The organism is Sphingomonas benefaciens (assembly GCF_052907485.1).
On sequence record NZ_JBREIC010000001.1, the window covers coordinates 1,254,618 to 1,277,693 of the forward strand.

Sequence of the window (23,076 nt, forward strand, 5' to 3'; positions counted from 1 at the left end):
CGGCGGATAGCGCGGATTGCTCATGCACCTGTCAGGATGCTCCATCCTACGTCTTGGCGGCAGCCGCACCCTTCTCGCGCTGCCGCCCGTATCATGTTTAAGCCTCCGTCAACCGCTGGTCGCTAGGCAGCGCGATGGCGGGAAGGAGCGCCGGGCAGCCATGATCGACAATTTCGCGCTCGGCCTGACGCATGCGCTGCTGCTCCTCGCCGCATGGCGGCTGCTGCGCCGGCCCGACCTCGATTCCGAAGCGCCGCCGCCGCGTCATTGGCGCTCGCGCGACTGATGCGCGACCTCGCCTTCATCGGCTTTCTCGTCGCTTTGTTCGGCATGGGGCTGCGCCGGCCGTTCCTGCTCGTGCTGGCCTATGTCTACATCGACATCGTCTCGCCGCAGCGGCTGACCTATTTGCTGCTCAACAGCATCCCGATCTCGCTGATCGCGGTGGCGATGGCGGTCGGCGGCTGGCTGATCGCCGACGACAAGAGCGACAGCCGCTTCGCCCCCCGGCAAGGCCTGATCGTGCTGCTGCTGCTCTATTGCTGGGCGACGACGCTCGGCGCCGATTTCCCCCTCGACGCCAAGGACAAATGGGACTGGGTGTGGAAATGCCTGGCCTTCGCCGCCTTCCTGCCGCTGACCCTGCGCACGCGGTTGCGTATCGAGGCGCTGCTGCTGTTCATGATCGTTTCGGCGGGCGCGATCATCATCGTCGGGGGCATCAAGACGCTGGCCGGCGGCGGCGGCTATGGCCAGCTCGACCTGATGGTCAACAACAATTCGGGCCTGTATGAGGGTTCGACTATCTCCACCGTCGCGATCGCGATCGTGCCGCTGATCGCCTGGTTCATGCGCTGGGGCACGATCTTCCCCCCGGACTGGCGGATGAAGAGCTATGGCCTGGCACTGATCTTCGCCTGTCTGCTGATCCCGATCGGCACGTCGACGCGTACCGGCCTGGTCTGCATCGTGCTCGTCGCGCTGCTGTCGCTGCGCAACACCCGCCGCAAGTTCCTCTATCTGTCGCTGATTGGCGGCCTGGCGGTGCTGTCGGTGCCCTTCCTCCCGGCCTCGTTCACCGACCGGATGAGCACGATCAAGAACCATGACGCCGACGAATCCGCCTCGACCCGCGTCGCCGTGTGGAAGTGGACGATCGACTATGCCAAGTCGCACCCGTTCGGCGGCGGGTTCGAGGCCTATCGCGGCAACCGCATCCGCTACGAGATCAAGAAGACGGACGGCAGCGGCCCCGCCCCCGTTGTCGCCGACATGGCGGTGACCGACAAGGCGCGCGGCTATCACAGCGCCTATTTCGAGACGCTCGGCGAACAGGGCTATCCCGGCCTCGCGCTGTGGCTGTCGATCAGCCTGATCGGGTTGATCCGCATGGAGGTGCTGCGCCGGCGCTACCGCGATCCGGAGGGTGAGTTCGGCTGGGCCGGGCCGCTCGCCGCCGCGCTGCAGACCGCGCATTGTGTCTATCTGCTCGGTGCGGCCTTCGTCGCCATCGCCTTCCAGCCGTTCGTCTACATGCTGCTGGGCGCGCAGATCGGCCTCGACACCTATCTGTCGCGCCGCCGCGCCGAAACGGGCGACACCGGCTTCGTCCGCCGCGCCACCGCCGCATCGCCGCCCGATCCGGCCCCGCCGCTGCCGGCATGAGCGAATTGCGCGCGCTTACCGGCGCCCGCGGCCTCGCCGCCTGGGCGGTGGTGCTCTACCATGTCCGCGTCAGCATCGCCGGCCTGCCGCCGTCGGTGGAGGCGGCGTTCGCGCACGGCTATCTGGCGGTCGATTTCTTCTTCCTGCTGTCCGGCTTCGTCATCTGGCTGACCTGGGGGCCGCGGCTGCACGACGGCGGTGTCGCCGCCGTGCCCGGCTTCTGGCGCAAGCGGGTGGCACGGATCTGGCCGCTGCACGTCGCCATGCTGGCGTTCGGTGTGCTGCTTGCCGCGCTGCTCGCAGCGACGGGGCGGCATGATCCCGCCTTTCCATGGGCGGAGCTGCCGTTGCACCTGCTGCTCGTCCAGAATTGGGGTTTCACGAACCGGCTGACGTGGAACGACCCGGCCTGGTCGATCAGTTGCGAGGCGGCGGCCTATCTGCTGTTCCCGATATGCGCCTGCGCGCTCGACTGGCGGCGCTGGCCGACGCCGGCATTGCTGGCATCGGCATTGGCGCTGCTCGGCGTGCTTGCCTGGGGCATGGCGGACCAGCCCGGCCTCGGCGCCGACATCCCGCGCTTCGGGCTGCTTCGTTGCCTGACCGAATTCGGCTGCGGCACGATCCTCGCCGCGCTGTATCTCCGGTGCCCGCCGCTCGGCTGGTCACTCGCAGTGGCCGTTGTCGCCGCCACGGCCCGATCGCTCGGCGCGCCGGAGACACTCACCGTTCCCGCCGGTTTCGCCGCGCTGCTGATGCTGCTCGCGCAGACCGCCGGCCGGCCGCGCCATCCGCTGGAGCTCGCCATCGTTCATTATCTCGGCGAGATCAGCTTCGCGACCTATCTGTCGCACTTCCTGCTGTGGAAGGCGTTCAAGCTCGTCTTCGTGCACGGCGATCAGGTGCCGCCCGTGACGATCGCCGCCTATCTGCTGCTGGTGCTGATCGCCTCGGTCGGGCTCTACCATCTGTGGGAACGCCCGGCGCAGCGCTGGCTGAACGCTGTAGGGCCCCTGCCCTGCAGGGATGGGTTTGGGGTGGGGCCTTTCCGCACGCGGAGCGTACGAGGCGACGCCCCACCCCCTATCCCTCCCTTCAAAGGGGGGGCTGAGTAGCGCCTCAGGCGTCGGTCAGTTCTTCCTCCAGCGCCTTCAGGATCGCGTCGTTGAAGGCGGGGATGTCGTCCGGCTTGCGGCTGGTGATCAGATTGCCGTCGACGACGACCTGATCGTCCTCCACCTCGGCGCCGGCATTCTCCAGGTCGGTGCGCACCGACGGCCAGCTCGTCACGCGGCGACCGTCGACCACGTCCGCCTCGACCAGCAGCCACGGCGCGTGGCAGATCGCCGCGACGATCTTGTCGTCCTCCATGAATTCGGTGACGATCTCGACCGCGCGCTCCTGCAGCCGCATCTTGTCGGGGTTGCCGACGCCGCCCGGCAGCACCAGCGCGTCGTAATCGTCGGTGTCGACCTGGTCCAGCGTGAGGTCGGGCGTGATCGTCTCGCCCTTCTCGCTGTCGTGGACCATGCCCTGGATCGCGTCGGTCTTGATCGACGCCAGCGTCACCTGCACGCCAGCGTCGAGCAGCGCCTGGCGAGGCTTGAACAATTCGTCCTGCTCGAAACCGTCGGTGGCGAGCATGAGGACGCGGGCTTGGCTGAGATCGGCCATGTCGGGTTACTCCTGATTGGGACGTCGCGAAGGGGGATCGCCAGGGCCCAACACGCGCCCGCCCCGGCCGTTCCGGAACGAAGCGACGGACGGCGCATTTTCGAAGACAGCCAACCCATTGTTTCAAAACGGAGACACGCGTGGCGACCCGCATCGTCTATTGCGACGATTCCAAGCCCGGCATCACCCGCAGGAAAGTGCGGAACGGCTGGGCCTATTATGACGCCAAGGGGGACCGCATCACCGATCGCGACGAGATTGACCGGCTGAACGCGATCGGCCTGCCCCCCGCCTATCGTGACGCCTGGTTCTGCCCCAAGCCCAACGGCCATATCCAGGCGGTCGGCTGGGACGAGAAGGGCCGCAAGCAATATCGCTATCACACGCAATTTCGCGAGGCGCAGGAGGCGGCGAAATACGAACGCTGCGCCGAATTCGGCCGTGCCCTCCCCGCCCTGCGAGTCCGGGTCGAGAAGGATCTGGCGCAGCGCGGCCTGACCCGCGAACGCGCCATCGCCGCGGTCGTCCGCCTGCTCGACGAGACCAACATCCGCGTCGGCAACGAGGCCTATGCGGAGGCGAACAAGAGCTTCGGCGCCACCACCCTGCGCAAACGCCACGGTACCGTCCGCGGCAGCACGCTGCGCCTGCGCTACAAGGGCAAATCGGGCAAGGAGCGCGACTGCGCGGTCACCGACAAACGGCTCGCCGCCACGGTCAAGAAGATGCAGGACCTCGACGAACAGCATCTCTTCGCCTGGCTCGACGCCGAAGGCGAGGCGCATCCCGTCACCTCGTCGGACGTCAACGCCTATATCAAGGCGGTGACCGGCGGCGACTTCTCCGCCAAGCATTTCCGCACCTGGGGCGCCAGTGTCTGCGCCTTCGACGCGCTCGCCCGTGCCGAGGCGGACCTCAGCCTCAAGGCCCTGCTCGAGCCGGTCGTCGCGCGGCTCGGCAACACGCCGGCGATCGCCCGCAAGAGCTACGTCCACCCGTCGCTGATCGCCCTGGTCAAGAAGGGCCAGGGCGCCTTTCGCCGTGCGTTGCGCCTGCCCCGCGCCGCGCGCTATCTCAGCCGCGAGGAGCGTGGACTGATCGCCTTTCTCGAAGCCGGCGCCCCTGCCGACCTCGCGCCAGTGCTGGCCAAGGCAGCGTAGCGCTGAAATAGCCCCTCCCCTTCAGGAGAGGGGTCGGGAATGGGGCTTCTCCGCGAACGCGGCGCCTGTGGGAACGCCCCACCTCAAACCCTTCCCTGAAGCGGAAGGGGCTCGAGACATCAGTTAAAGAGGATCTCATGGCCAATTCCTCCGCCCCAAAGGGCCCCCTGATCGACACCGAGTCGATTCAACAGCAGACCGGCAGCCTCGTGCGGGAGAGCCAATGGTGGCTGCAGCAGCATTGGCTGCAGATCCTGATCGCCTTCGCCGCCGGCACGGTCATCGTCCTTGCGCTGCACGGCCTGCGCCGCCTGGGTGATCGCTTGTGCCAGCATGATCAGCGGCTGCGCGGCTGGGGCCATGTCCTCGGCCGCACCATCGCGCGCACCAACAACTTCTTCATCGTGATGCTCGCCGCCAAGCTGGTCGCCGGCTATGCCGGCGCGCCGGAGGGGGTCGCCACCACGATCAACTTCCTGTGGACAGTCGCCTCCGTCTTCCAGGCGGCGATCTGGGCGCGCGAACTGATTCTCGGCGCGATCGAGCATCGCACCAGCGCCGAAAATTATTCGGGCGAGGCGCTGCTGTCGGCGCTCGGCCTGATCCGTCTGCTGATCACCGTCGCGCTGTTCGCGGTCGCGCTCGTCGTCGTGCTCGACAATCTCGGCGTCAACGTCACCGGCTTGGTTGCCGGACTCGGCGTCGGCGGTATCGCCATCGGCCTCGCCGCGCAGGGCATCTTCGCCGATCTGTTCGCCGCCTTGGCGATCATCTTCGACCGTCCGTTCCGCCGCGGCGACACGATCAGCTACGGCTCGAGCAGCGGCACGATCGAATCCATCGGCCTCAAATCCACCCGCATCCGCGCCTTCACCGGCGAGTTGCGCATCATCTCCAACCGCCAGTTGCTCGACAAGGAAATCCTCAACACCGCGGTGCGTGACCATATCCGGCTATCGTTCACCATCGGCGTCACCTACGAAACCGCGCCGGAAAAGCTGGAACAGGTGCCCGCGATCCTGCGCGAGATCGTCGAGGGCGAAGGCGGCAAGGTCGCGCGGTCCGGCTTCGAGACGTTCGGCGCCTCCAGCCTCGACTATGCGCTGCAATTCGACATCCCCGGCAACGACTGGGCGACCGCGCATCCGATGCGCGACCGCATCATGGTCGCGATCATCCGTCGCTTCGCCGCCGAAGGCATCGGCATCGCCTATCCGACCCAGACCACCTACACCGCCGCGCCGGATGGCAAGCTCGTTATGCCCTATGCGGATGGGCCGCGGAGTTGAGAGTCAATGCTAAAACGTCCGCCAACCGCTCTACCTCGTCACCCCAGCGAAAGCTGGGGTCTTCAGCCTCAAGCACTCGCGATGGCACAAAGTCGTGATTTTTCCGAGGATAATGGAAAGGCTGTCGACCTGCGTTGAAACGCCGCCGCCACGTAGTTAGTCTTGAGCCTATGGCCGGCGGCTACACCTATCTACTGGCCAGCAAACCCCGAGGTATGCTTTATATCGGCGTCACCTCACACCTCGCCGAGCGGATCGACCAGCACCGCCGCGACGTCGGCTCTGCCTATTGCCGACGCTACGGCATCAAGACGCTCGTTCTGATCGAGCCCCATGCCACGATCGAAGACGCGATCGTGCGGGAAAAAGCGCTGAAGGCCTGGAAGCGCGCGTGGAAGATCTATCTGATCGAAGCCGCTAACCCTGACTGGCGCGATCTGTACGACGAACTCTCCTGAAACCTCTAACGGCGGTGTCTCCACCGCAGGCGAACGGGTTGATCGGCGAGTGCTCGCCCCGCGGCACGAGACCCCAGCTTGCGCTGGGGTGACGGATAGCCAGTTGTCCCCTCAAATCCCCCCTTCATCCAGGCTCAGCAACGTCGCATTGCCACCCGCGCTGGTCGTATCCACCGACACCGCCCGCTCCGCGCAGAAACGATAGAGATAATGCGGCCCACCCGCCTTCGGGCCGGTGCCGGACAGGCCCTCGCCGCCGAACGGCTGGCTGCCGACCACCGCGCCGATCATCGAGCGGTTAATATAGAGGTTGCCGACCGCCGCCTCGCCCTCGGCGACTTCCGCCGCCCGTGCGATGCGGCTGTGCAGCCCCATGGTCAGGCCATAACCCTTGGCGTTGACCCGCGCGATCGTCTCCGAAAGCTTGCCCGCCTCCCAGGTCGCAACGTGCAGGATCGGGCCGAACCATTCGCGATCCAGATCCTCGATCCGGTCGAGCCGGATCAGCGTCGGCGGCACGAACAGGCCGTCTGCCGGCGCATCCAGAGTCTTGATCACCCGCTCGCCCGCCGCGGCGCGATAGGCCATCAACTTGTCATAGGCGGCGCGGTCGATCACCGGGCCGACATCGGTGCGCGGATCACCGGGGTCGCCGAGCCGCAGCGTGTCCATCGCTCCTTTGAGCATCGCGATCACGCCATCGGCGACGTCCTCCTGCACCAGTAGCAGGCGCAGGGCCGAACAGCGCTGCCCCGCCGAGCGGAAGGACGAGGTGACGACATCCGCCACCACCTGTTCGGGCAGCGCGGTTGAATCGACGATCATCGCGTTGATCCCGCCGGTCTCCGCGATCAGCGGCACGATCGGCCGCTCGTCGTCGGCCACCAGAGTACGCGCGATCCGCTTGGCGGTGGCGGTCGATCCGGTGAAGGCGACGCCAGCGATGCGCACGTCGCCGGTCAGCGCCGCGCCGACCTCCGGCCCGCCGGTGACCAGGATCAGCGCATCGGTCGGCACACCAGCCCGGTGTGCGAGGGCGACCGCGGCGCGCGCGATCTCGGGCGTCTGCGGCGCCGGCTTGGCGACGACGGTGTTGCCCGCGACCAGCGCCGCCACCGTCTGGCCCAGGAAGATCGCCAGCGGGAAATTCCACGGCGCCACCGTCGCCCAGACGCCGCGCCCCTCGATATGCAGCGTGTTGCGTTCGCCGGTCGGCCCCGGTAGTTCCACGGGGCGCAGCCGCGCGCGCGCTTCGCCCGCATAATAGCGACAGAAATCCGCCGCCTCGCGTACCTCGCCGATCGCGTCGGGGATCGTCTTGAACGCCTCCTGCACGCAGATCGCCATCAGCTGATCGCGATTCTCCTCGAGCAGGTCGGCTAGCCGCTCCAGGATTTCGGCGCGATGGTCGACCGGGGTGGTCGACCAGGCCGGGAAGGCGGCGGCAGCGCGGGTGACGGCATCGGCGACCACCGCATCACCCTCACCCTTCCCACTGCCTTCGGCAGCGGGCCCCTTCCCTCTCCCGTCGGGAGAGGGAAAAGACGGCGCAGCCGGCGAAGGGTGAGGGCGACCTAGCCCCGCAACAGGCGCGTTGACCGCCTTCACCGTCCGCTCCAGCACCGCCCGATCCGCCAGGTCGAGTCCTTCCGAATTGCGATGCCCCGGCGCGAACAGATCCTTGGGCAGCGGGATCGACGGATGCCGGCTGCCGCCCAGCGCCGCGATCTTCGCCACCGGGTCCGCCAGGATCTCGTCCTCGCTCAGCCGCGCATCCGCAAGCTGGTGCACGAAGCTCGAATTGGCGCCATTCTCCAGCAGGCGCCGGACGAGATAGGCGAGCAGGTCGCGATGGCCGCCGACCGGCGCATAGATGCGGCAATGATAGCCCTGTTCGCGGACCAGCCGCTCGTACAGGCCGTCACCCATGCCGTGCAGGCGCTGGAACTCGAAATCGCGGCTGTTGCCCGCCCATTCCAGGATGGTGGCGACGGTCAACGCATTGTGGCTGGCAAAGGCAGGGCGGATGTTCTCCGCCGCCAGCATGTCCTTGGCGACCGCCAGATAGGAGACGTCGGTCGCCGCCTTGCGCGTGAACAGGGGGTAATCGGACAGGCCCTCGACCTGCGTCCGCTTGATCTCGCTGTCCCAATAGGCACCCTTGACCAGCCGGACGTTCATGATCCGGTCGAGCCCGTTGGCCCAGGCGACGACGGGCCGCGCGCGCTTGCCATAGGCCTGTACCGCCATGCCGAAGCCGTCCCAACCCTTGAGCGACGGCAGGCTGGCGACGTTGCCGATGATGTCGAGGCTCATCTCCAGCCGCTCGGATTCCTCGGCATCGACGGTCAGCGCGATGTTCTTGGCCGCCGCCTGCACCGCCAGCGCCTCCAGCATCGCGGTCAGTGCCGGCACGCATTCGTCCCAGCGCGCGACCTCGTAGCGCGGATGCAGCGCCGACAGCTTGACCGACACCGAATGGCCCGCCGCCGGATCGCTGCCGACCGCGTCGATCGCGCCGACATAGGCCCGGAAATAGCGATCCGCGTCGTCGAAGGTCCGCGCCGCCTCGCCCAGCATGTCGAAGCTGGCGGTGAAGCCCTTGTTCTCACCCCGCTTCATCCGACGCATCGCCTCGTCGATGGTGCGGCCCATGACGAAGATCTCGCCCATCATCTTCATCGCCGCGCCCACCGCCTGGCGCACGAACGGTTCGCCGGCGCGGCTGATCAGCCGCTTGAGCGGCCCCGCCTCCCCCTCGCCGACCAGCGCCCGGCCGACCACCAGCCCCCAGGTCGCCGAATTGACCAGCTTGGACGACGATTTGCCGGTGTGCGCGCGCCAGTCCGCCTCGCCCAATTTGTCCGCGATCAGCAGGTCCGCCGTCTCCGGATCGGGGACGCGCAGGAACGCCTCCGCCAGGCTGAGCAGCGCCACGCCCTCCGACGAGTTGAGCCGATATTCCTGCAGGAACTGGTTCACCCAGCCGCGATTCTGCGCCGCGCGCAGGTCGGCGAGCAGGCCGGAGGCGTGCGCCATGATCCGCTCCCTCGAATCGGGCGACGCGGCGGCGCGGTCGAGCAGCGGCTTTAGAACATCGGGTTCGCTGGCACGGTGCAGCCGAGCCATGGTTTCGCGGGCTGTTGACGTTACGGTGGTGGACATGTTCGCGCTTTCGGTCTGGCAAGGCTTGCGGGGAACGGTCCGCCGCGCCTACAGGATGCTCGCGCGTCTAGCGCCAAATGATGGTCGAGGGGAATGGCGTGGCGGAAGTGACGCTGGCGGAGATGCAGGCGCGGGTCGGCAGCGAGACCGTGTCCGACTGGGTCGAGGTGACGCAGGCGATGATCGATCTGTTCGCCGATGCGACCGGCGACCACCAGTTCATCCACGTCGATCCGGTCGCGGCGGCCGCGACGCCGTTCGGCGGCACGATCGCGCACGGTTTCCTCACCCTGTCGCTGATGCCGCTGCTCGCCAGCAAGGTGCCCGACGCGCCGCGGCTCGCCGGCGTGCGGATGGGCGTCAACTACGGCGGCAACAAGGTTCGCTTCCTCACCCCGGTGCGCGCGGGCAGCCGCGTGCGCGGCCGCTTCCTCCTGCTCGCCTTCGAGGAAAAGCGTCCCGGCCAGTTCCAGCAGACCACCCAGTTCATCGTCGAGATCGAGGGGCAGGACAAGCCCGCCCTGATCGCCGAGTGGATCAGCCAAGCCTTTGTATAATCACGATTGTTGGTTTTAAACCCACGCGTCTGTGCGTGAAGTTAGGGAAGAACGACCCATGCGCTCCGCCGTCATCGTCTCCACCGCCCGCACCCCGATCGGCCGCGCCTATCGCGGCGCCTTCAACGCCACCACGCCGCAGGCGCTGGCCGGCCACGCCATCGCCCATGCGGTCAAGCGCGCCGGCCTCGACGGCGGCGAGGTCGAGGACGTGGTGTTCGGCGCCGCGCTGCAGCAGGGGCACCAGTCGACCAACATCGCCCGCCAGGCGCTGCTCCGCGCCGGCCTGCCGACCTCGGTGCCGGGCATGTCGCTCGACCGCCAGTGCGCCAGCGGCCTGATGGCGATCGCCACCGCCGCCAAGCAGATCGTCCAGGACGGCATGGACATTGCCGTCGGCGGCGGCGTCGAGAGCATCAGCATGGTGCAGACCCCGCAGATGCGCGTCGCGCCCGACAAGCAGCTGATCGCAATGCACGCCGACATCTACATGCCGATGCTGCAGACCGCCGAGGTCGTGTCGAAGCGCTACGGCATCGGCCGCGACGCGCAGGACGCCTATGGCCTGCAGTCGCAGCAGCGCACCGCCGCGGCGCAGGCCGCCGGCAAGTTCGACGACGAGATCGTCGCGCTCGACGCGGAGATGGACCTCGTCAACAAAGAGACCAAGGAGGTGACCAAGAAGCAGGTCACCCTGTCGAAGGACGAGGGCAACCGCGCCGACACGACGCTGGAAGGGCTGCAGTCGCTCAAGCCCGTCGTCGGCCCGGACGGTCACATCACCGCCGGCAACGCCAGCCAGCTGTCCGACGGCGCCTCGGCCAGCGTGCTGATGGAGGAAAGCGTCGCCGCCGCGCGCGGCCTGAAGCCGCTTGGGCGCTATGTCGGTATGGCCGTTGCGGGCACCAAGCCCGACGAGATGGGCATCGGTCCGGTCTTCGCGGTGCCCAAGCTCCTCGAGAAGAACGGCCTGACGATCGACGACATCGGCCTGTGGGAGCTCAACGAGGCGTTTGCGGTCCAGGTCCTCTACTGCCGCGACACGCTCGGCATCCCGGACGAGCTGCTCAACGTCAACGGCGGTGCGATCTCGATCGGCCATCCCTATGGCATGTCGGGCGCCCGCATGACCGGTCACGCGCTCATCGAGGGCAAGCGCCGCGGTGCCAAATACGTCGTCGTGACGATGTGCGTCGGCGGCGGCATGGGCGCGGCGGGGCTGTTCGAGGTGCTGTGAGGTTGAAGCGTTAAGGCCGAAACGGTATAAACGGGGTCGGCGATGTCATGAGCGCCTTTCTGCCGAGCCCCGGTCGTTGCAGCGACCGGGGCTCAAACGTTTGGGGCTCGGGTTGCAGCCCGAGCCCCGCCCGTGCACCTTATCTGTTTCGCGCCACTTCGATGATCTTCAGGACCAGGGTCCCGAAGGCAAAGAGCACGCCCAGGATCAGGCACAGATCGGCAACGGTCATGCGTCGTCCTTTCTGCTAAAGCGGCAGGATTGCCGCCGCCAGCGATCGTGGCCGCCGCGGCCCTATCGCGCAACCAACCCCCGGCGCGCTCGTTCTCCGGCAAACCCCTCGCATCAGGAGACGTGCCGTGGCCGACCAAGACAATCCCCAGGAGATCGCCGACAAGTTCCTGTCCAAGCTGCACGACAGCCCATTCGTGATGATCGGCCTGACCAACGGCGAACACAGCGAGCCGATGACCGCGCAGCTCGACGACAGCCAGCCCAACACGCTGTTCTTCTTCGCCGGCAAGGACAATCGCATCGCCAGGGGCGGCGATGCGATGGCGCAGTTCGTCGGCAAGGGCCACGACTTCTTCGCCTGCCTCGCCGGCACCGTGTCGCAGGCGAAAGATCACGCGCAGATCGACCGGCTGTGGAATAATCAGGTCGAGGCCTGGTTCCCGGGCGGCAAGGAAGACCCCAACCTGACGCTGCTGCGCTTCGACATCGACAGCGCCGAACTATGGGAAACCGACATCTCGCTGTCGGGCCGGGTCAAGATGCTGTTCGGCGGCACGATCCGTGGCGACGAGTCGAGCAGCCACGCGGTGGTCGACTCGGTCGCCTGAGCCTGATCCGGCACGATGAGGGGCGCGGCGCGACGGCGCTCGCGCCCCTTCGCTTATCCGGCGTTGGCGGCCATCCATTCCTCGACGACGGGCGCGACGCGGTTGCGCCACTTAGACCCGTTGAAGATGCCGTAATGGCCGGCGCCCTCAACCATCAGATAGCGCTTCTTGTCCTCCGCCAGCGCAGTCGCCAGCGTCAGCGCCGCCTTGGTCTGGCCGAGCCCGGAGATATCGTCCCGCTCGCCCTCGATCGCCAACAGGCCGACGTCGGTGATCGCGCCGGGATCGACCCGGCGGCCGCGATGCGTCATCTCGCCGCGCGGCAGGGCATGGGTCTGGAAGACGAGGTCGACCGTCTGCAGATAGAATTCTGCAGTCATGTCGCAGACCGACCGATATTCCTCGTAGAAGGCCTTGGTCGACGCCGCGCCCTCGCCGTCGCCCTGGACGAGGTGTTTGAACATCTCCCAATGGCTCATCATGTGGTTGCCGAGGTTCATCGACATGAAGCCGGCGAGCTGGAGGAAGCCGGGATAGACCTTTCGGCCTGCACCCGGGTAGGTCATCGGCACGGTCGCGATCGCATTCTGCTCGAACCAGGCGTGCGGCCGCTCCGTGGCCAACGTGTTGACCGCGGTCGGCGCCTCACGCGTGTCGATCGGGCCGCCCATCATCGTCAGCGTCCGCGGCCGGCATGGATTGCCGTCGGCGCACATCAGGGCGGTCGCGGCATAGCAGGGCACCGACGGCTGGCAGACGGCGAGCATGTTGGCCCCGCGGCCGCCGGCGTCCGGACCGATCGCCTCGAGGAAGGCGATCAGATAGTCGATATAATCGTCGAGATCGAAGCGCCCCTCCCACAGGGGAACCAGCTTCGCGTCGCGCCAGTCGGTGATGTAGACGTCGGCGACCGGCAGCATCCGCTCCACCGTGCCGCGCAGCAACGTCGCGAAATGGCCCGACATCGGCGCGACGATCAGCAGCCGCGGCCCGCCCTCCACGCCCTCGCGGCGGAAGCGCTTGAGCTGGCCGAACGGCTTTTGCAGCACGATCTCTTCGTGGATCGGCACCTCGACACCCTCGATCACCGTGTGGGTCAGGCCGAACGCCGGCTTCCCCCGCGGTGCGGCGGCATGGGCGAAGACCTCCAGCGCGCTCGCCACCACCGATCCGCCGCCAAGATAAGCCCAGGGATTGGCAGGGTTCTGGAGCAGTCCGGCACTGAAGGTCGCCATCGCACTGGCACCGGCGAGCATCGAACGCTGAAATTCATAGGCATCGTACAGCATGGCGCGCTTCTATCCCATGTCGGTTGCCGTGTCCGTAAACACTTTGACCTAAACGGCGGATTGCGACGAAACGTTGCGCTTACGGTGAGCAGCCGCGTCGATCAGCAGGGCAGCGACGTTGAGCGGACCGATACGCACTGCTAGGCGCCTGACGATCATGGCCGCATCCCCGCCCCCTCCGGGCCGCCGTCTCGGCGACCTCCGCCTCGTCTGGGACCGCGTGCTGCGCTACCCGCGCGAGCTCGCCTTCGCCCTTGCCGCGCTCGCCACCACCTCTGCCGCGACGGTCGCGATCCCCGCCGGCTTCAAGCGGGTGATCGATCGCGGCTTCGGCCCCGACGCGCACGGGTCGGTAGCGGCGTCGTTCCATTATCTGCTGATGATCGTCGGCGTGCTCGCGCTTGCCACGGCGGTCCGCTTCTACTTCGTCTCCTGGCTCGGCGAGCGCGTCGTCGCCGACCTGCGGCTGCAGGTGCAACGCCATCTGCTTGGCCTCAGCCCGCGCTTCTTCGAAGAGAACCGCCCGTCGGAGATCGCCTCGCGCCTGACCTCCGATACGACGCTGATTGAAACCGTGGTCGGCAGCACCGTGTCGATCGCGCTGCGCAACACCTTCACCGCGATCGGCGGCACGGTCTATCTGTTCTGGCTGTCGCCGAAGCTCGCCGGCATGCTGCTGCTCGGCATCCCGTTGATCATCCTGCCGGTCACCATCTTCGGCCGCCGCATCCGTGCCCATTCGCGCACGTCGCAGGATCGCGTCGCGGATGTCGGCGCGATGATCACCGAGACACTGGGCGCGATGAAGATCGTCCAGGCCTTCGGCCAAGAGGATCGCGAGGCAAATCGCTTCGGCGGCGCGGTCGACGCCACCTTCGCTGCTGCCAAGCGCCGCATCGGCCTGCGTGCAATCATGACCGCGATCATGATCGCGCTGATCTTCGGCTCGATCACCCTGGTCGTCTGGGAAGGCGTCGCCGACGTCACCGCCGGGCGTCTGTCCGGCGGCGGCCTGTTCGCCTTCGTGCTGACCGGCGGCATCGTCGCCGGGGCGTTCGGCGCGCTGACCGAAGTCTATGGCGACCTGCTGCGCGGCGCGGGCGCGGCGAGCCGTATCGCCGAACTGCTCCACGAACGGCCGGAGATCGCCCGCCCCGCCGCGCCGATCCCGCTGCCCGTGCCGGTTCGCGGCGCACTGACCTTCGACGACGTGCACTTCCGCTATCCTACCCGGCCCGAGGTCGCGGCGCTCGACGGCCTCAGCCTCGCCATCCGTGCCGGCGAAACGGTGGCGGTGGTCGGCCCGTCGGGTGCGGGCAAGTCGACCCTGTTCCAGCTCGCCGAGCGTTTCTACGATCCGGCGGCGGGCCGCATCCTGCTCGACGGCGTCGACCTGACCGAGGCCGATCCCGCCGCGATCCGCGCCCAGATCGCGATGGTGCCGCAGGAAACCGTGATCTTCGGCGCAACGGCGCGCGACAATCTGCGCTACGGCGACTGGCAGGCGGACGACGATCTGCTTTGGGCCGCCGCGGAGGCGGCCAATGCCGCCGACTTCCTGCGCGCGCTGCCGGAGGGGCTCGACACCTTCCTGGGTGAAGGGGGCGCCCGGCTGTCGGGTGGCCAGCGTCAGCGGATCACCATCGCCCGCGCGCTGCTGCGCGACGCGCCGATCCTCTTGCTCGACGAGGCGACCAGCGCCCTCGACGCGGAGAGCGAACGACTCGTCCAGCAGGCGCTGGAGCGGCTGATGGAAAACCGCACCACCCTCGTCATCGCCCACCGGCTCGCCACCGTCCGCGCGGCGCAGCGCATCGTCGTGATGGATCAGGGCCGCATCGTCGAGGAAGGCCCGCACGGCGCCCTGATCGGCCGCGGCGGCCTCTACGCGCGGCTTGCGAGCCTGCAGTTCCACGAAGCGGCATAGCATGTTCAATTCGTCATTCCGGCGAAAGCCGGAATTCATGGATGCGGGACGCTGATGTTGCGCGCCATCGCCTGCCGCGCCGTATCCGTGGGTCCCGGCTTTCGCCGGGATGACAAGCGAGGTTTGAGACGGCGCACGACCGGCAAGCCTGCTTGATCCCCTGCCCATAGACGCCCATCATCGGGTCAAAAGGCAGGAGCTTCCATGCGCGACTTCGACATCATCGTGTACGGCGCTACCGGCTTCACCGGCCGGCTCGTCGCCGAATATCTCGTCGCGGAGGGCGCGCCGCGCTGGGCGATGGCGGGCCGCAACCTGACCAAGCTGCAGGAAGTGCGCGACGCGATCGGCGCGCCCGCCGACCTGCCGCTGCTCGTCGCCGACTCCGACGATCCCGCCGCCCTCCGCTCGCTCGCCGAACGCACGCAGGTCGTGCTGACCACCGTCGGCCCCTACCAGCTTTACGGCAGCGACCTCGTCGCCGCCTGCGCCGCCACCGGCACCGGCTATGTCGACCTGTGCGGCGAGCCCGCCTGGATGCGCCACATGATCGACGCCCATCAGGCCGAGGCGCAGCGCACCGGCGCGCGCATCGTCTTCTCCTGCGGCTTCGATTCGATCCCCTTCGATCTCGGTGTACTGACGCTGCAGGACTGCGCCCGCGCCAAATACGGCCGACCCGCGCCGCGCGTGAAGGGCCGGGTACGGACGATGCAGGGCAGCTTCTCCGGCGGCACCGCGGCGAGCTTCCGCGCGACGCTCGCCGCCGCGGCGCGCGATCCGTCGATCGTCGGCCTGCTCACCAACCCCTTCGCGCTGACCCCCGGCTTCAGCGGCCCGCACCAGCCGGTCGGCCTGCTTCCGGAGTTCGACCCGACACTCAACACCTGGGTCGCGCCGTTCATCATGGCGGCGATCAACACCAAGAACGTCCACCGCACCAACTTCCTGCGCGGCCATCCCTATGGCACCGACTTCGTCTATGACGAGATGATGGTCGCCGGCCTCGGCGAGATGGGCAAGGCCGCGGCGGAGGCGATCGCCAAGCTCAATCCGCTCAGCAACGACAAGGGCCCCAAGCCCGGCGAAGGGCCCAGCAAGGAGGAGCGCGACAGCGGCCATTACGACCTGCTGTTCGTCGGCCTGATGCCCGACGGCGCCCGCTTCGACGCGGTGGTCACCGGCGATCGCGATCCGGGCTATGGCTCGACCAGCAAGATGATCGCGGAAACCGCGCGCTGCCTGGTCGAGACCGAGGGCGACGGCGGCATCTGGACGCCGGGCGCGCTGCTCGGCACGACGCTGCGGGACCGATTGCAGGCCAAGGCGGGGCTGCGCTTCACCGCCGGCTGACGCCCTCAGCCGCGATAGAAGAACAGCATTACGCCAGCGATCAGCAGCGCCACCAGCAGCATCACCGGCAACCGTCGCCGGCGCCGCGCCTCGCGCGCCGCCTCATACGCATCCATGTCGAACCAGAACCGCCCGCCGCCCAGCGTGCGGATCGACCCGTCCGCGATCATCGCCGCCAGCGTCCGCGCCTCGCGCGGATCGGCCGGCACGAACGGGATCGCCTCCGCCATGCTCAGCGCCCCTGACCCGACGAAGCGCGGCGCGATCGACCCGTGGACGAGGTAGCGCGTCCGCACCGCCGGCGCCGGCGGCGGCACGATACGCAGCGAGCTCACCGTCGCCGGCCTTGATGACGGATGTTGCCCGGCCGGCCGCGCTTGCCGAGCACCCGGTCCTTGCGCACCGGCCCGCCGCCGCCACGACCTGGCCCACGCCGAACCAGCGGCGCGCCCTTGCCACCCGGCAACTCGAAGCGCAGCGCGCCGGACACCGGGTTCGCCTCCGCCAGCTTCAGCTCCAGCCGCTGGCCGAGCGCATAGACGTCGCCGCTATCCTCGCCGACCAATTGCCGCGCCGCCTCGTCGAAGCGGAAATATTCGCCGCCGAGGTCGCGCACCGGGACGAGGCCGTCGCCGCCGATCCCCTCGACCGTCGCGAAGAAGCCGAAATTGGCGACGCCGGTGATCCGCGTCTCCATCACCTGCCCGACCCGCTCGGCGAGGAAGGCGGCGACATAGCGGTCGAGCGTCTCGCGCTCCGCCTCCATCGCCCGGCGCTCCAGCCCGCTGATCGTTTCGCCGATCCGCTCCATGCCCGCCGCATCCTCCGGCGTCAGCGCCCCCGGCCCCAGGCCATAAGCGCCGACCAGCGATCGATGCACCAGCAGGTCCGCGTAGCGCCGGATCGGCGAGGTAAAATGCGCGTAGGAACCGAGCGCCAGCCCGAAATGCCCCTGACTGGCCGGCGCATAATAGGCCTGGGTCTGCGTGCGCAGCACCTGCTCCATCACCTGCGGGCGGAAATCCGCCTCGCCAACCCGGTCGAGGATATGGTTGAACGTCGCCGGGCGGATCACCTGGCCCAGCGCGAACGGTACGCCGAACGTCTCCAGATAGTCCTTGAGCGCGACCAGTTTCTCCCGGGCCGGCGGCTCGTGGACGCGGTACATCACCGGCGCCTTCTTCGCCTCCAGCGCCTTGGCGGCGGCGACATTGGCGGCGATCATGTAATCCTCGATCAGCCGGTGCGCATCGAGCCGCTCGCGCGGCGCGACCGAGAGCAGCCGCCCCTTCTCGTCGAGCACGACGCGTCGTTCCGGCAGGTCGAGCTCGAGTGGCTCGCGCTTGTCCCGCGCCGCCGCCAGCGCGCGCCAGCAGTCCCAGAGCGGGCGCAGCGCATCGATCATCGCGCCTTCGCCCGCATCGATCGTCGCCTGGGCATCCTCATAGGCGATGTTCGCCGCGATCCGCACCACCGCACGGCTGAACCGCCAGCTCTTCAGCGCGCCGGCACGGCTGACCTGCAGGTGACAGACCAGAGCCGCGCGATCGACGCCCTGCTTCAGCGAACAGACGTCGGCGGACAGCACCTCCGGCAGCATCGGCACGACGCGGTCGGGGAAATAGACCGAATTGCCCCGTCGCCGCGCGTCGCGGTCGAGCGCCGAACCGGGACGGACGTAGAAACTGACGTCGGCGATCGCGACCACCGCCTGCCAGCCGCCCTCGTTCGCCGGATCATCGTCGGGCGTCGCCCAGACCGCATCGTCATGGTCGCGCGCATCCGCCGGATCGATCGCGACGATGGGCAGATGGCGCAGGTCCTCGCGGTCGTCGCCGAGCGGCTGCGTCGCGACCCGCGCCGCCTCGTCCAGCGTCTCCGCCATGAAGGTATCGGGAATGTCGTGCTTGTGGATCGCGATCAGCGAAAAGCTCTTCGGCGCGAACGGGTCGCCCAGCCGCTGCACCACCTTGGCGGTGATCCGCGGCGGCCGTCCCGCCTTTTCCGCCAGCACCAGATCGCCCGCCTCGGCCCCGCCCGCGTCGGACACCGCGACCTCGCGCCGTTCCTTCTTGTCGACCGCCGTCAGCCAGAAGCGACCGGCTTCCTCGCGCAGCACGCCCAGCATCTGCTCCGACGCGCGCGCCAGCGTCTTCATCGGATGCGCGATCCAGCCGTTGCCCGCCTCCTCGGTACGCGCGAGGATACGTTCGCCGACGCCGAGCGAGCCACGCTTGCGTTCGCGCACCCGCAGCCGCGGCGGCGGGCCGTCCGCTTCCCAGCGTTCCGGCACCGCCCAGACGTTGCCGCCATCGTCGACGTCGGCGATGCGCAGCACCGTCACCTTCGGCACCCCACCCATCTTGTGGAAGGCGCGACCGGGGGCGGAATCGATCAGCCCCTCGTCGCCCATGTCCTTGAGCAGCGCCTTCAGCGCGATCTTGTCCTGCGCGCTGAGGCCGAAGGCGCGCGCGATCTCGCGCTTGCCTGCGGGAACGTCCGACTGTTCAATGAAGTCGAGGATCTGCTGCCGCGTCGGCAGGCCGAGTCTGGGTTTCTTCGCCACGGGACGGAGATAGGGTGGCGGGCACGGTTCGTCATGGGTTTGTTCGCGCGAAGACGCGAAGCCGCGAAGAAGGTTTGCTCGCGGGGGTGACGACACCCCCGTCATGCCGGTAAAACCGCATGATCCGACCAGGTGCATGCCCCTCCGCGCCTCCGCGCCTCCGCGCGAACCATAAACTTCGCGTCTTCGCGTCTCCGTGCGAATCCCGTAAAGCCCCGCCGATGCCCGTCACCGTCGCCGCCCTCTACCACTTCACCCGTTTCGAAGACCCCGCCGCCCTCCGCGCGCCGCTGCTCGGTCTGTGCGAGGCGCACGGCGTGCGCGGCACCCTGCTCCTCGCCCGCGAAGGCATCAACGGCACCATCGCCGGCCCGCAGAGCGGCGTCGACACCGTCCTCGCCCACATCCGCGCCCTGCCCGGATGCGCCGATCTCGACGTCAAATTCTCCGCCGCCGCGACCCTGCCCTTCCACCGCACCAAGGTCCGGCTAAAGAACGAGATCGTCACCATGGGCCAGCCGGACATCGACCCGACCGACACCGGCACCTATGTCGCTCCGGCGGAATGGAACGCGCTGATCGCCGATCCGGCGACGCTGCTGATCGACACGCGCAACGATTACGAGGTCGCGGTGGGGACGTTCGCCGGGGCGGTCGATCCGCATACCGCATCCTTCCGCGATTTCCCCGAATGGTTCCGCACCCATCGCGACGAGTTGCTCGCCGGCAAGGCGCGCGTCGCGATGTTCTGCACCGGCGGCATCCGCTGCGAGAAGGCGACCGCTTTCCTGAAAGCCGAAGGGGTGGAGGACGTCTTCCACCTGAAGGGCGGCATCCTCAAATATCTGGAGGAGACTTCGGCGCAGGACAGCCGCTGGCAGGGCGAATGTTTCGTCTTCGACGAGCGTGTCGCGGTCGGTCACGGCCTGGGGCCGGGCAGCCACAGCCTGTGCCGCGGCTGCCGCATGCCGGTCAGCCCGGCTGATCGCGCCTCGCCGCTCTACGAGGAGGGCGTCAGTTGTCCCCATTGCCACGCTAGCCGGGACACCGAGGCGAAGGCACGCGCGGCGGAACGCCACCGCCAGGTCACGCTCGCCGCCGAACGGGGCGAGGCGCACGTCGGGGCCAGGTACCAGGACTGACGATCCTCACCCTTCCGCGGCTTCGCCGCTCCATCCCTCTCCCAATGGGAGAGGGAAGAGGTCGCACAGCGACCGATAGGGTGAGGGTGGGGCGGAACGGCCGTCAGTAAGCCCGCGCCAGCAGCACCCGCTCGACCGCCGGTGCGCCGGTGAACACGCACGCCCCCTCGATCGCGCCCTGCCCGTGCGGCGCGTTGCGGATCGTCAGCTTCAGTGCCTTCAGCCGCTCGACCACCGCGTCCAACGCGGCACCCGTCGGTTTCGACCAGCGCACGTCGACCCAGCCCGGATTCTTCACGGTCTCGGCGAAATGCGCCTCGACCGCCGCCCAGTCGTCGACCGGCGTGATCGCCGCCTTCAACCGCGCCGTCGCCTCCTCGTGCAGCCCGCGCTGGATCGCGACGAGCAGATCGGCGACCGCGCCGACGAAGTCGCCGCGCGCCTGCACCTGGCTGTCGAGCTTGCCGTCCTCGCGATACAGCCGGTCGCGGCGGATCACCGAGACGTTGCCGCCGGCCATGTCGCGGCCGCCGATCTCGATCACCACCGGCGCGCCCTTCTTGACCCAGCCCCAGCGCTTGGTCGCCGCCTTGGTCGCCTTGACGTCGACCAGCACGCGCAACGGCTCGCCGAACGCGCTCAGCTTGGCCAGTTCCGCCTGGATGTCGCGCGCATAATCGAGCAGCGCCGCATCCTCCGGCTGGTCGCGCAGCATCGGCACGATCACCACCTGCCACGGCGCCAGCCGCGGCGGCACGCGCAGCCCGTCGTCGTCGCCGTGGGTCATGATCAGCCCGCCGATCATCCGCGTCGACATGCCCCAGCTGATCGTCTGCGCCGGTTCCAGCCCGCCTTCCGCGTTCTGAAAGCGGATGTTCTGCGCCTCGGCGAAATGCGTGCCGAGGAAATGGCTGGTGCCGGCCTGCAGCGCCTTGCCATCCTGCATCATCGCCTCGATCGACCAGGTCTCGACGGCGCCGGGGAAGCGCTCATTCTCCGGCTTCTCGCCCGCGATCACCGGCATCGCCGCACATTCCTCGGCGAAGCTACGGTAGAGTTCCAGCGCCTTCATCGTCTCGGCACGCGCCTGGTCGGCGCTGGCATAGGCCGCATGGCCTTCCTGCCACAGGAATTCGGCGGTGCGCAGGAACATGCGCGTGCGCATCTCCCAACGCACGACATTGGCCCATTGGTTGATCTGCACCGGCAGGTCGCGCCACGATTGCACCCAGCGCGCGAAGGCGGCGCCGATCACCGTCTCCGACGTCGGCCGGACGATCAGCGGCTCCTCCAGCTTCGCCTCCGGATCGGGCATCAGCCCGCCCTTGCCGTCCGGCACCAGCCGATGGTGCGTGACGACCGCCATCTCCTTGGCGAAGCCCTCCACATGCTCCGCCTCCTTTTCAAAATAGGACAGCGGGATGAACAGCGGGAAATAGGTGTTGTCATAGCCGAGGCCGCGGATGCGGTCGTCGAGCAGTCGCTGCATCCGCTCCCAGATGCCATAGCCCCACGGCCGCATCACCATGCAGCCGCGCACCCCGGACTCTTCGGCCATGTCGGCCTCGGCGATGACGGACTGATACCAGGCGGCGAAGTCGGCGGCGCGGGTGACGGACAGGGCGTGCTTCATGCCGCCCGCCTAGCCAAAGCCACCCGACCCGTCACCCCCCTGCGGTGCGATCGCTGCTGCCGTCTGACAGCGGACGCGCGACGCGATAGTCGGCCGGCACGGGACGCGGCCGGGGATTTAAATGGCCGATGACGAACAGGGCGATTACGATCGCGACCGCGACGGTCCAGCCGAAGCGGTCGATCAGCGGGATCGGTGAGCCGCCGAGTTCGGCCTCGACCTCCGCTGGGTCGAGCTCCTGGCCGCGGCCGCAGAGTTCACAGTCCTGACGGTAGGTCTTGCTGACCGGCCAGCGGCACAGCCACAGGATGTGCCACAGCCGATAGGACAGCCAGCGGATGAAGGTGCGATCCTTCTCGCATGTCGGGCAGTAGAACACGCCGACCGATCCGAGCGCGATGACCACCGTCTTCGCGCCCCAGGTGATGAAGAACATCCTGTGCCCCGTTCGCTGTGCCCCTCTCCCATCATAGAATGGAATGGGCGGCCCCGGTCGGGGTCGCAAGCGGGACCTAAGTGTGCTATGCCGATAACACAGAACAGGGAGTCAGCATGGACGACGCCACGATCCACTTGAGCCAGCGCATTGCACGGCTCGAGCGCCGCAACCGCTTCGTCGCGGCGATCGCCACGATCAGCACGGTCGCCGCGTTCGGCGCAGCCATCACCGGGCGGGCGGCCGCCGGATCCGACGAAGCGGCGATCCACGACGTACTGCGCGTCCGCACACTCGATGTCGTCGACGCGCATGGCATCACTAGGGTGAAGATCGCCGCGCCGCTGCCGCACGCGATCGTTGCTGGACGTCAGCTTCGCAGCCGCGGCGGCCGTCCGGAAGACACGATGTCGGGCATGCTGCTGTTCGATGCCGAGGGGCAGGAGCGCAGCGGCTATGCCACCGTCGACCACGGCTATTCCAACGTGCTGCTGACGCTCGATGACAAGATGCGGCAGCACGCCATGTTCATCGCCGAACCAACCGGCGCGACCACCCTGCGCCTGTTCAACGGCGATACCCGCGACCGCCTCGACCTCGGCATGGACGAGGACGGTCCCTCGCTGACGATGGTCCGACACGGCGAGCAGATCTACCGACTGCCGGCGCGGCCCTGATCCGGC

At 68.1% G+C, this 23,076-nt stretch carries 20 protein-coding genes; 13 read left to right on the forward strand and 7 right to left on the reverse strand.

Annotation, left to right across the window (positions count from 1 at the left end):
• The first annotated feature begins 160 nt into the window (after positions 1 to 160).
• From ACU5AX_RS06225 to ACU5AX_RS06235, 3 genes are read left to right on the forward strand one after another with little or no spacing between them, the layout of a single operon-like run.
• A complete protein-coding gene (locus ACU5AX_RS06225; protein WP_446690071.1) occupies positions 161 to 286 on the forward strand; it encodes a hypothetical protein in 126 nt (41 codons plus the stop codon).
• Positions 286 to 1,665, forward strand: a complete 1,380-nt coding sequence (locus ACU5AX_RS06230; protein WP_446690072.1) for a putative O-glycosylation ligase, exosortase A system-associated — start codon at positions 286 to 288, stop codon at positions 1,663 to 1,665. Before ACU5AX_RS06225 ends, ACU5AX_RS06230 begins: the two co-directional genes overlap by 1 nt.
• Complete coding sequence (locus tag ACU5AX_RS06235) at positions 1,662 to 2,780, forward strand: acyltransferase family protein (RefSeq protein ID WP_446690073.1); 1,119 nt, start codon at positions 1,662 to 1,664, stop codon at positions 2,778 to 2,780. The genes ACU5AX_RS06230 and ACU5AX_RS06235 overlap by 4 nt, the downstream gene beginning before the upstream one ends.
• Positions 2,781 to 2,784: 4 nt before the next feature.
• Here the strand turns inward: ACU5AX_RS06235 and ACU5AX_RS06240 are convergent, their stop codons facing one another.
• Positions 2,785 to 3,339 (reverse strand): type 1 glutamine amidotransferase domain-containing protein, encoded by a 555-nt coding sequence (locus tag ACU5AX_RS06240; RefSeq protein ID WP_198352175.1) that lies wholly within the window; start codon positions 3,337 to 3,339, stop codon positions 2,785 to 2,787.
• Between the two features lie 140 nt (positions 3,340 to 3,479).
• On the opposite strand from ACU5AX_RS06240, the gene ACU5AX_RS06245 reads away from it, so the two are divergent.
• The 3 genes from ACU5AX_RS06245 (at position 3,480) to ACU5AX_RS06255 (ending at position 6,246) form a co-directional block, all read left to right on the forward strand.
• The gene (locus ACU5AX_RS06245) at positions 3,480 to 4,499 is read left to right on the forward strand and encodes a DNA topoisomerase IB (protein ID WP_446690074.1); all 1,020 of its coding nucleotides are present in this window, start codon (positions 3,480 to 3,482) and stop codon (positions 4,497 to 4,499) included.
• 137 nt (positions 4,500 to 4,636) lie between these two features.
• A complete protein-coding gene (locus tag ACU5AX_RS06250) occupies positions 4,637 to 5,788 on the forward strand; it encodes a mechanosensitive ion channel family protein (protein ID WP_446690075.1) in 1,152 nt (383 codons plus the stop codon).
• Between the two features lie 170 nt (positions 5,789 to 5,958).
• The gene (locus ACU5AX_RS06255; protein WP_446690076.1) at positions 5,959 to 6,246 is read left to right on the forward strand and encodes a GIY-YIG nuclease family protein; all 288 of its coding nucleotides are present in this window, start codon (positions 5,959 to 5,961) and stop codon (positions 6,244 to 6,246) included.
• Between the two features lie 111 nt (positions 6,247 to 6,357).
• Here ACU5AX_RS06255 and putA read toward each other — a convergent pair whose 3' ends face one another.
• Complete coding sequence (gene putA, locus ACU5AX_RS06260; protein WP_446690077.1) at positions 6,358 to 9,411, reverse strand: bifunctional proline dehydrogenase/L-glutamate gamma-semialdehyde dehydrogenase PutA; 3,054 nt, start codon at positions 9,409 to 9,411, stop codon at positions 6,358 to 6,360.
• An 80-nt stretch (positions 9,412 to 9,491) separates the two neighbouring features.
• Here putA and ACU5AX_RS06265 point away from each other — a divergent pair, with 80 nt between their 5' ends.
• The 3 genes from ACU5AX_RS06265 to ACU5AX_RS06275 all read left to right on the forward strand — a co-directional run bounded on the left by ACU5AX_RS06265 (position 9,492) and on the right by ACU5AX_RS06275 (position 12,047).
• On the forward strand, positions 9,492 to 9,968 hold the full coding sequence (locus tag ACU5AX_RS06265) for a MaoC family dehydratase (RefSeq protein WP_446690477.1): 477 nt from the start codon (positions 9,492 to 9,494) through the stop codon (positions 9,966 to 9,968).
• A 58-nt stretch (positions 9,969 to 10,026) separates the two neighbouring features.
• On the forward strand, positions 10,027 to 11,205 hold the full coding sequence (locus ACU5AX_RS06270; RefSeq protein ID WP_446690078.1) for an acetyl-CoA C-acyltransferase: 1,179 nt from the start codon (positions 10,027 to 10,029) through the stop codon (positions 11,203 to 11,205).
• A gap of 359 nt (positions 11,206 to 11,564) precedes the next feature.
• Complete coding sequence (locus ACU5AX_RS06275) at positions 11,565 to 12,047, forward strand: pyridoxamine 5'-phosphate oxidase family protein (RefSeq protein WP_446690079.1); 483 nt, start codon at positions 11,565 to 11,567, stop codon at positions 12,045 to 12,047.
• Positions 12,048 to 12,100: 53 nt separating this feature from the next.
• On the opposite strand, the gene ACU5AX_RS06280 is transcribed toward ACU5AX_RS06275, so the two are convergent.
• Positions 12,101 to 13,336, reverse strand: coding sequence for a polyhydroxyalkanoate depolymerase (locus tag ACU5AX_RS06280; RefSeq protein WP_198352168.1), 1,236 nt, complete (start codon positions 13,334 to 13,336; stop codon positions 12,101 to 12,103).
• 157 nt (positions 13,337 to 13,493) lie between these two features.
• Between ACU5AX_RS06280 and ACU5AX_RS06285 the strand changes: the two genes are divergently transcribed.
• Both ACU5AX_RS06285 and ACU5AX_RS06290 read left to right on the forward strand, forming a co-directional pair.
• Entirely contained in the window at positions 13,494 to 15,263 is a 1,770-nt protein-coding gene (locus tag ACU5AX_RS06285) for an ABC transporter transmembrane domain-containing protein (RefSeq protein ID WP_446690080.1), read from the forward strand.
• Positions 15,264 to 15,467: 204 nt separating this feature from the next.
• Positions 15,468 to 16,616, forward strand: a complete 1,149-nt coding sequence (locus ACU5AX_RS06290) for a saccharopine dehydrogenase family protein (RefSeq protein ID WP_446690081.1) — start codon at positions 15,468 to 15,470, stop codon at positions 16,614 to 16,616.
• A gap of 5 nt (positions 16,617 to 16,621) precedes the next feature.
• Here the strand turns inward: ACU5AX_RS06290 and ACU5AX_RS06295 are convergent, their stop codons facing one another.
• Both ACU5AX_RS06295 and ACU5AX_RS06300 read right to left on the reverse strand, forming a co-directional pair.
• A complete protein-coding gene (locus ACU5AX_RS06295) occupies positions 16,622 to 16,951 on the reverse strand; it encodes a hypothetical protein (RefSeq protein WP_446690082.1) in 330 nt (109 codons plus the stop codon).
• Entirely contained in the window at positions 16,948 to 19,182 is a 2,235-nt protein-coding gene (locus ACU5AX_RS06300; RefSeq protein WP_446690083.1) for a ribonuclease R family protein, read from the reverse strand. Before ACU5AX_RS06300 ends, ACU5AX_RS06295 begins: the two co-directional genes overlap by 4 nt.
• Before the next feature lie 221 nt (positions 19,183 to 19,403).
• On the opposite strand from ACU5AX_RS06300, the gene trhO reads away from it, so the two are divergent.
• On the forward strand, positions 19,404 to 20,324 hold the full coding sequence (trhO, locus tag ACU5AX_RS06305; protein ID WP_446690084.1) for an oxygen-dependent tRNA uridine(34) hydroxylase TrhO: 921 nt from the start codon (positions 19,404 to 19,406) through the stop codon (positions 20,322 to 20,324).
• 103 nt (positions 20,325 to 20,427) lie between these two features.
• Here trhO and ACU5AX_RS06310 read toward each other — a convergent pair whose 3' ends face one another.
• A complete protein-coding gene (locus ACU5AX_RS06310) occupies positions 20,428 to 21,957 on the reverse strand; it encodes an aminoacyl--tRNA ligase-related protein (RefSeq protein WP_446690085.1) in 1,530 nt (509 codons plus the stop codon).
• Between the two features lie 31 nt (positions 21,958 to 21,988).
• Positions 21,989 to 22,393 carry a hypothetical protein gene (locus ACU5AX_RS06315; protein WP_446690086.1) on the reverse strand — a complete coding sequence of 135 codons (405 nt, stop codon included), beginning with the start codon at positions 22,391 to 22,393 and terminating at the stop codon, positions 21,989 to 21,991.
• Between the two features lie 116 nt (positions 22,394 to 22,509).
• Here ACU5AX_RS06315 and ACU5AX_RS06320 point away from each other — a divergent pair, with 116 nt between their 5' ends.
• Positions 22,510 to 23,070 (forward strand): hypothetical protein, encoded by a 561-nt coding sequence (locus ACU5AX_RS06320; protein WP_446690087.1) that lies wholly within the window; start codon positions 22,510 to 22,512, stop codon positions 23,068 to 23,070.
• The last annotated feature ends 6 nt before the right edge of the window (positions 23,071 to 23,076 follow it).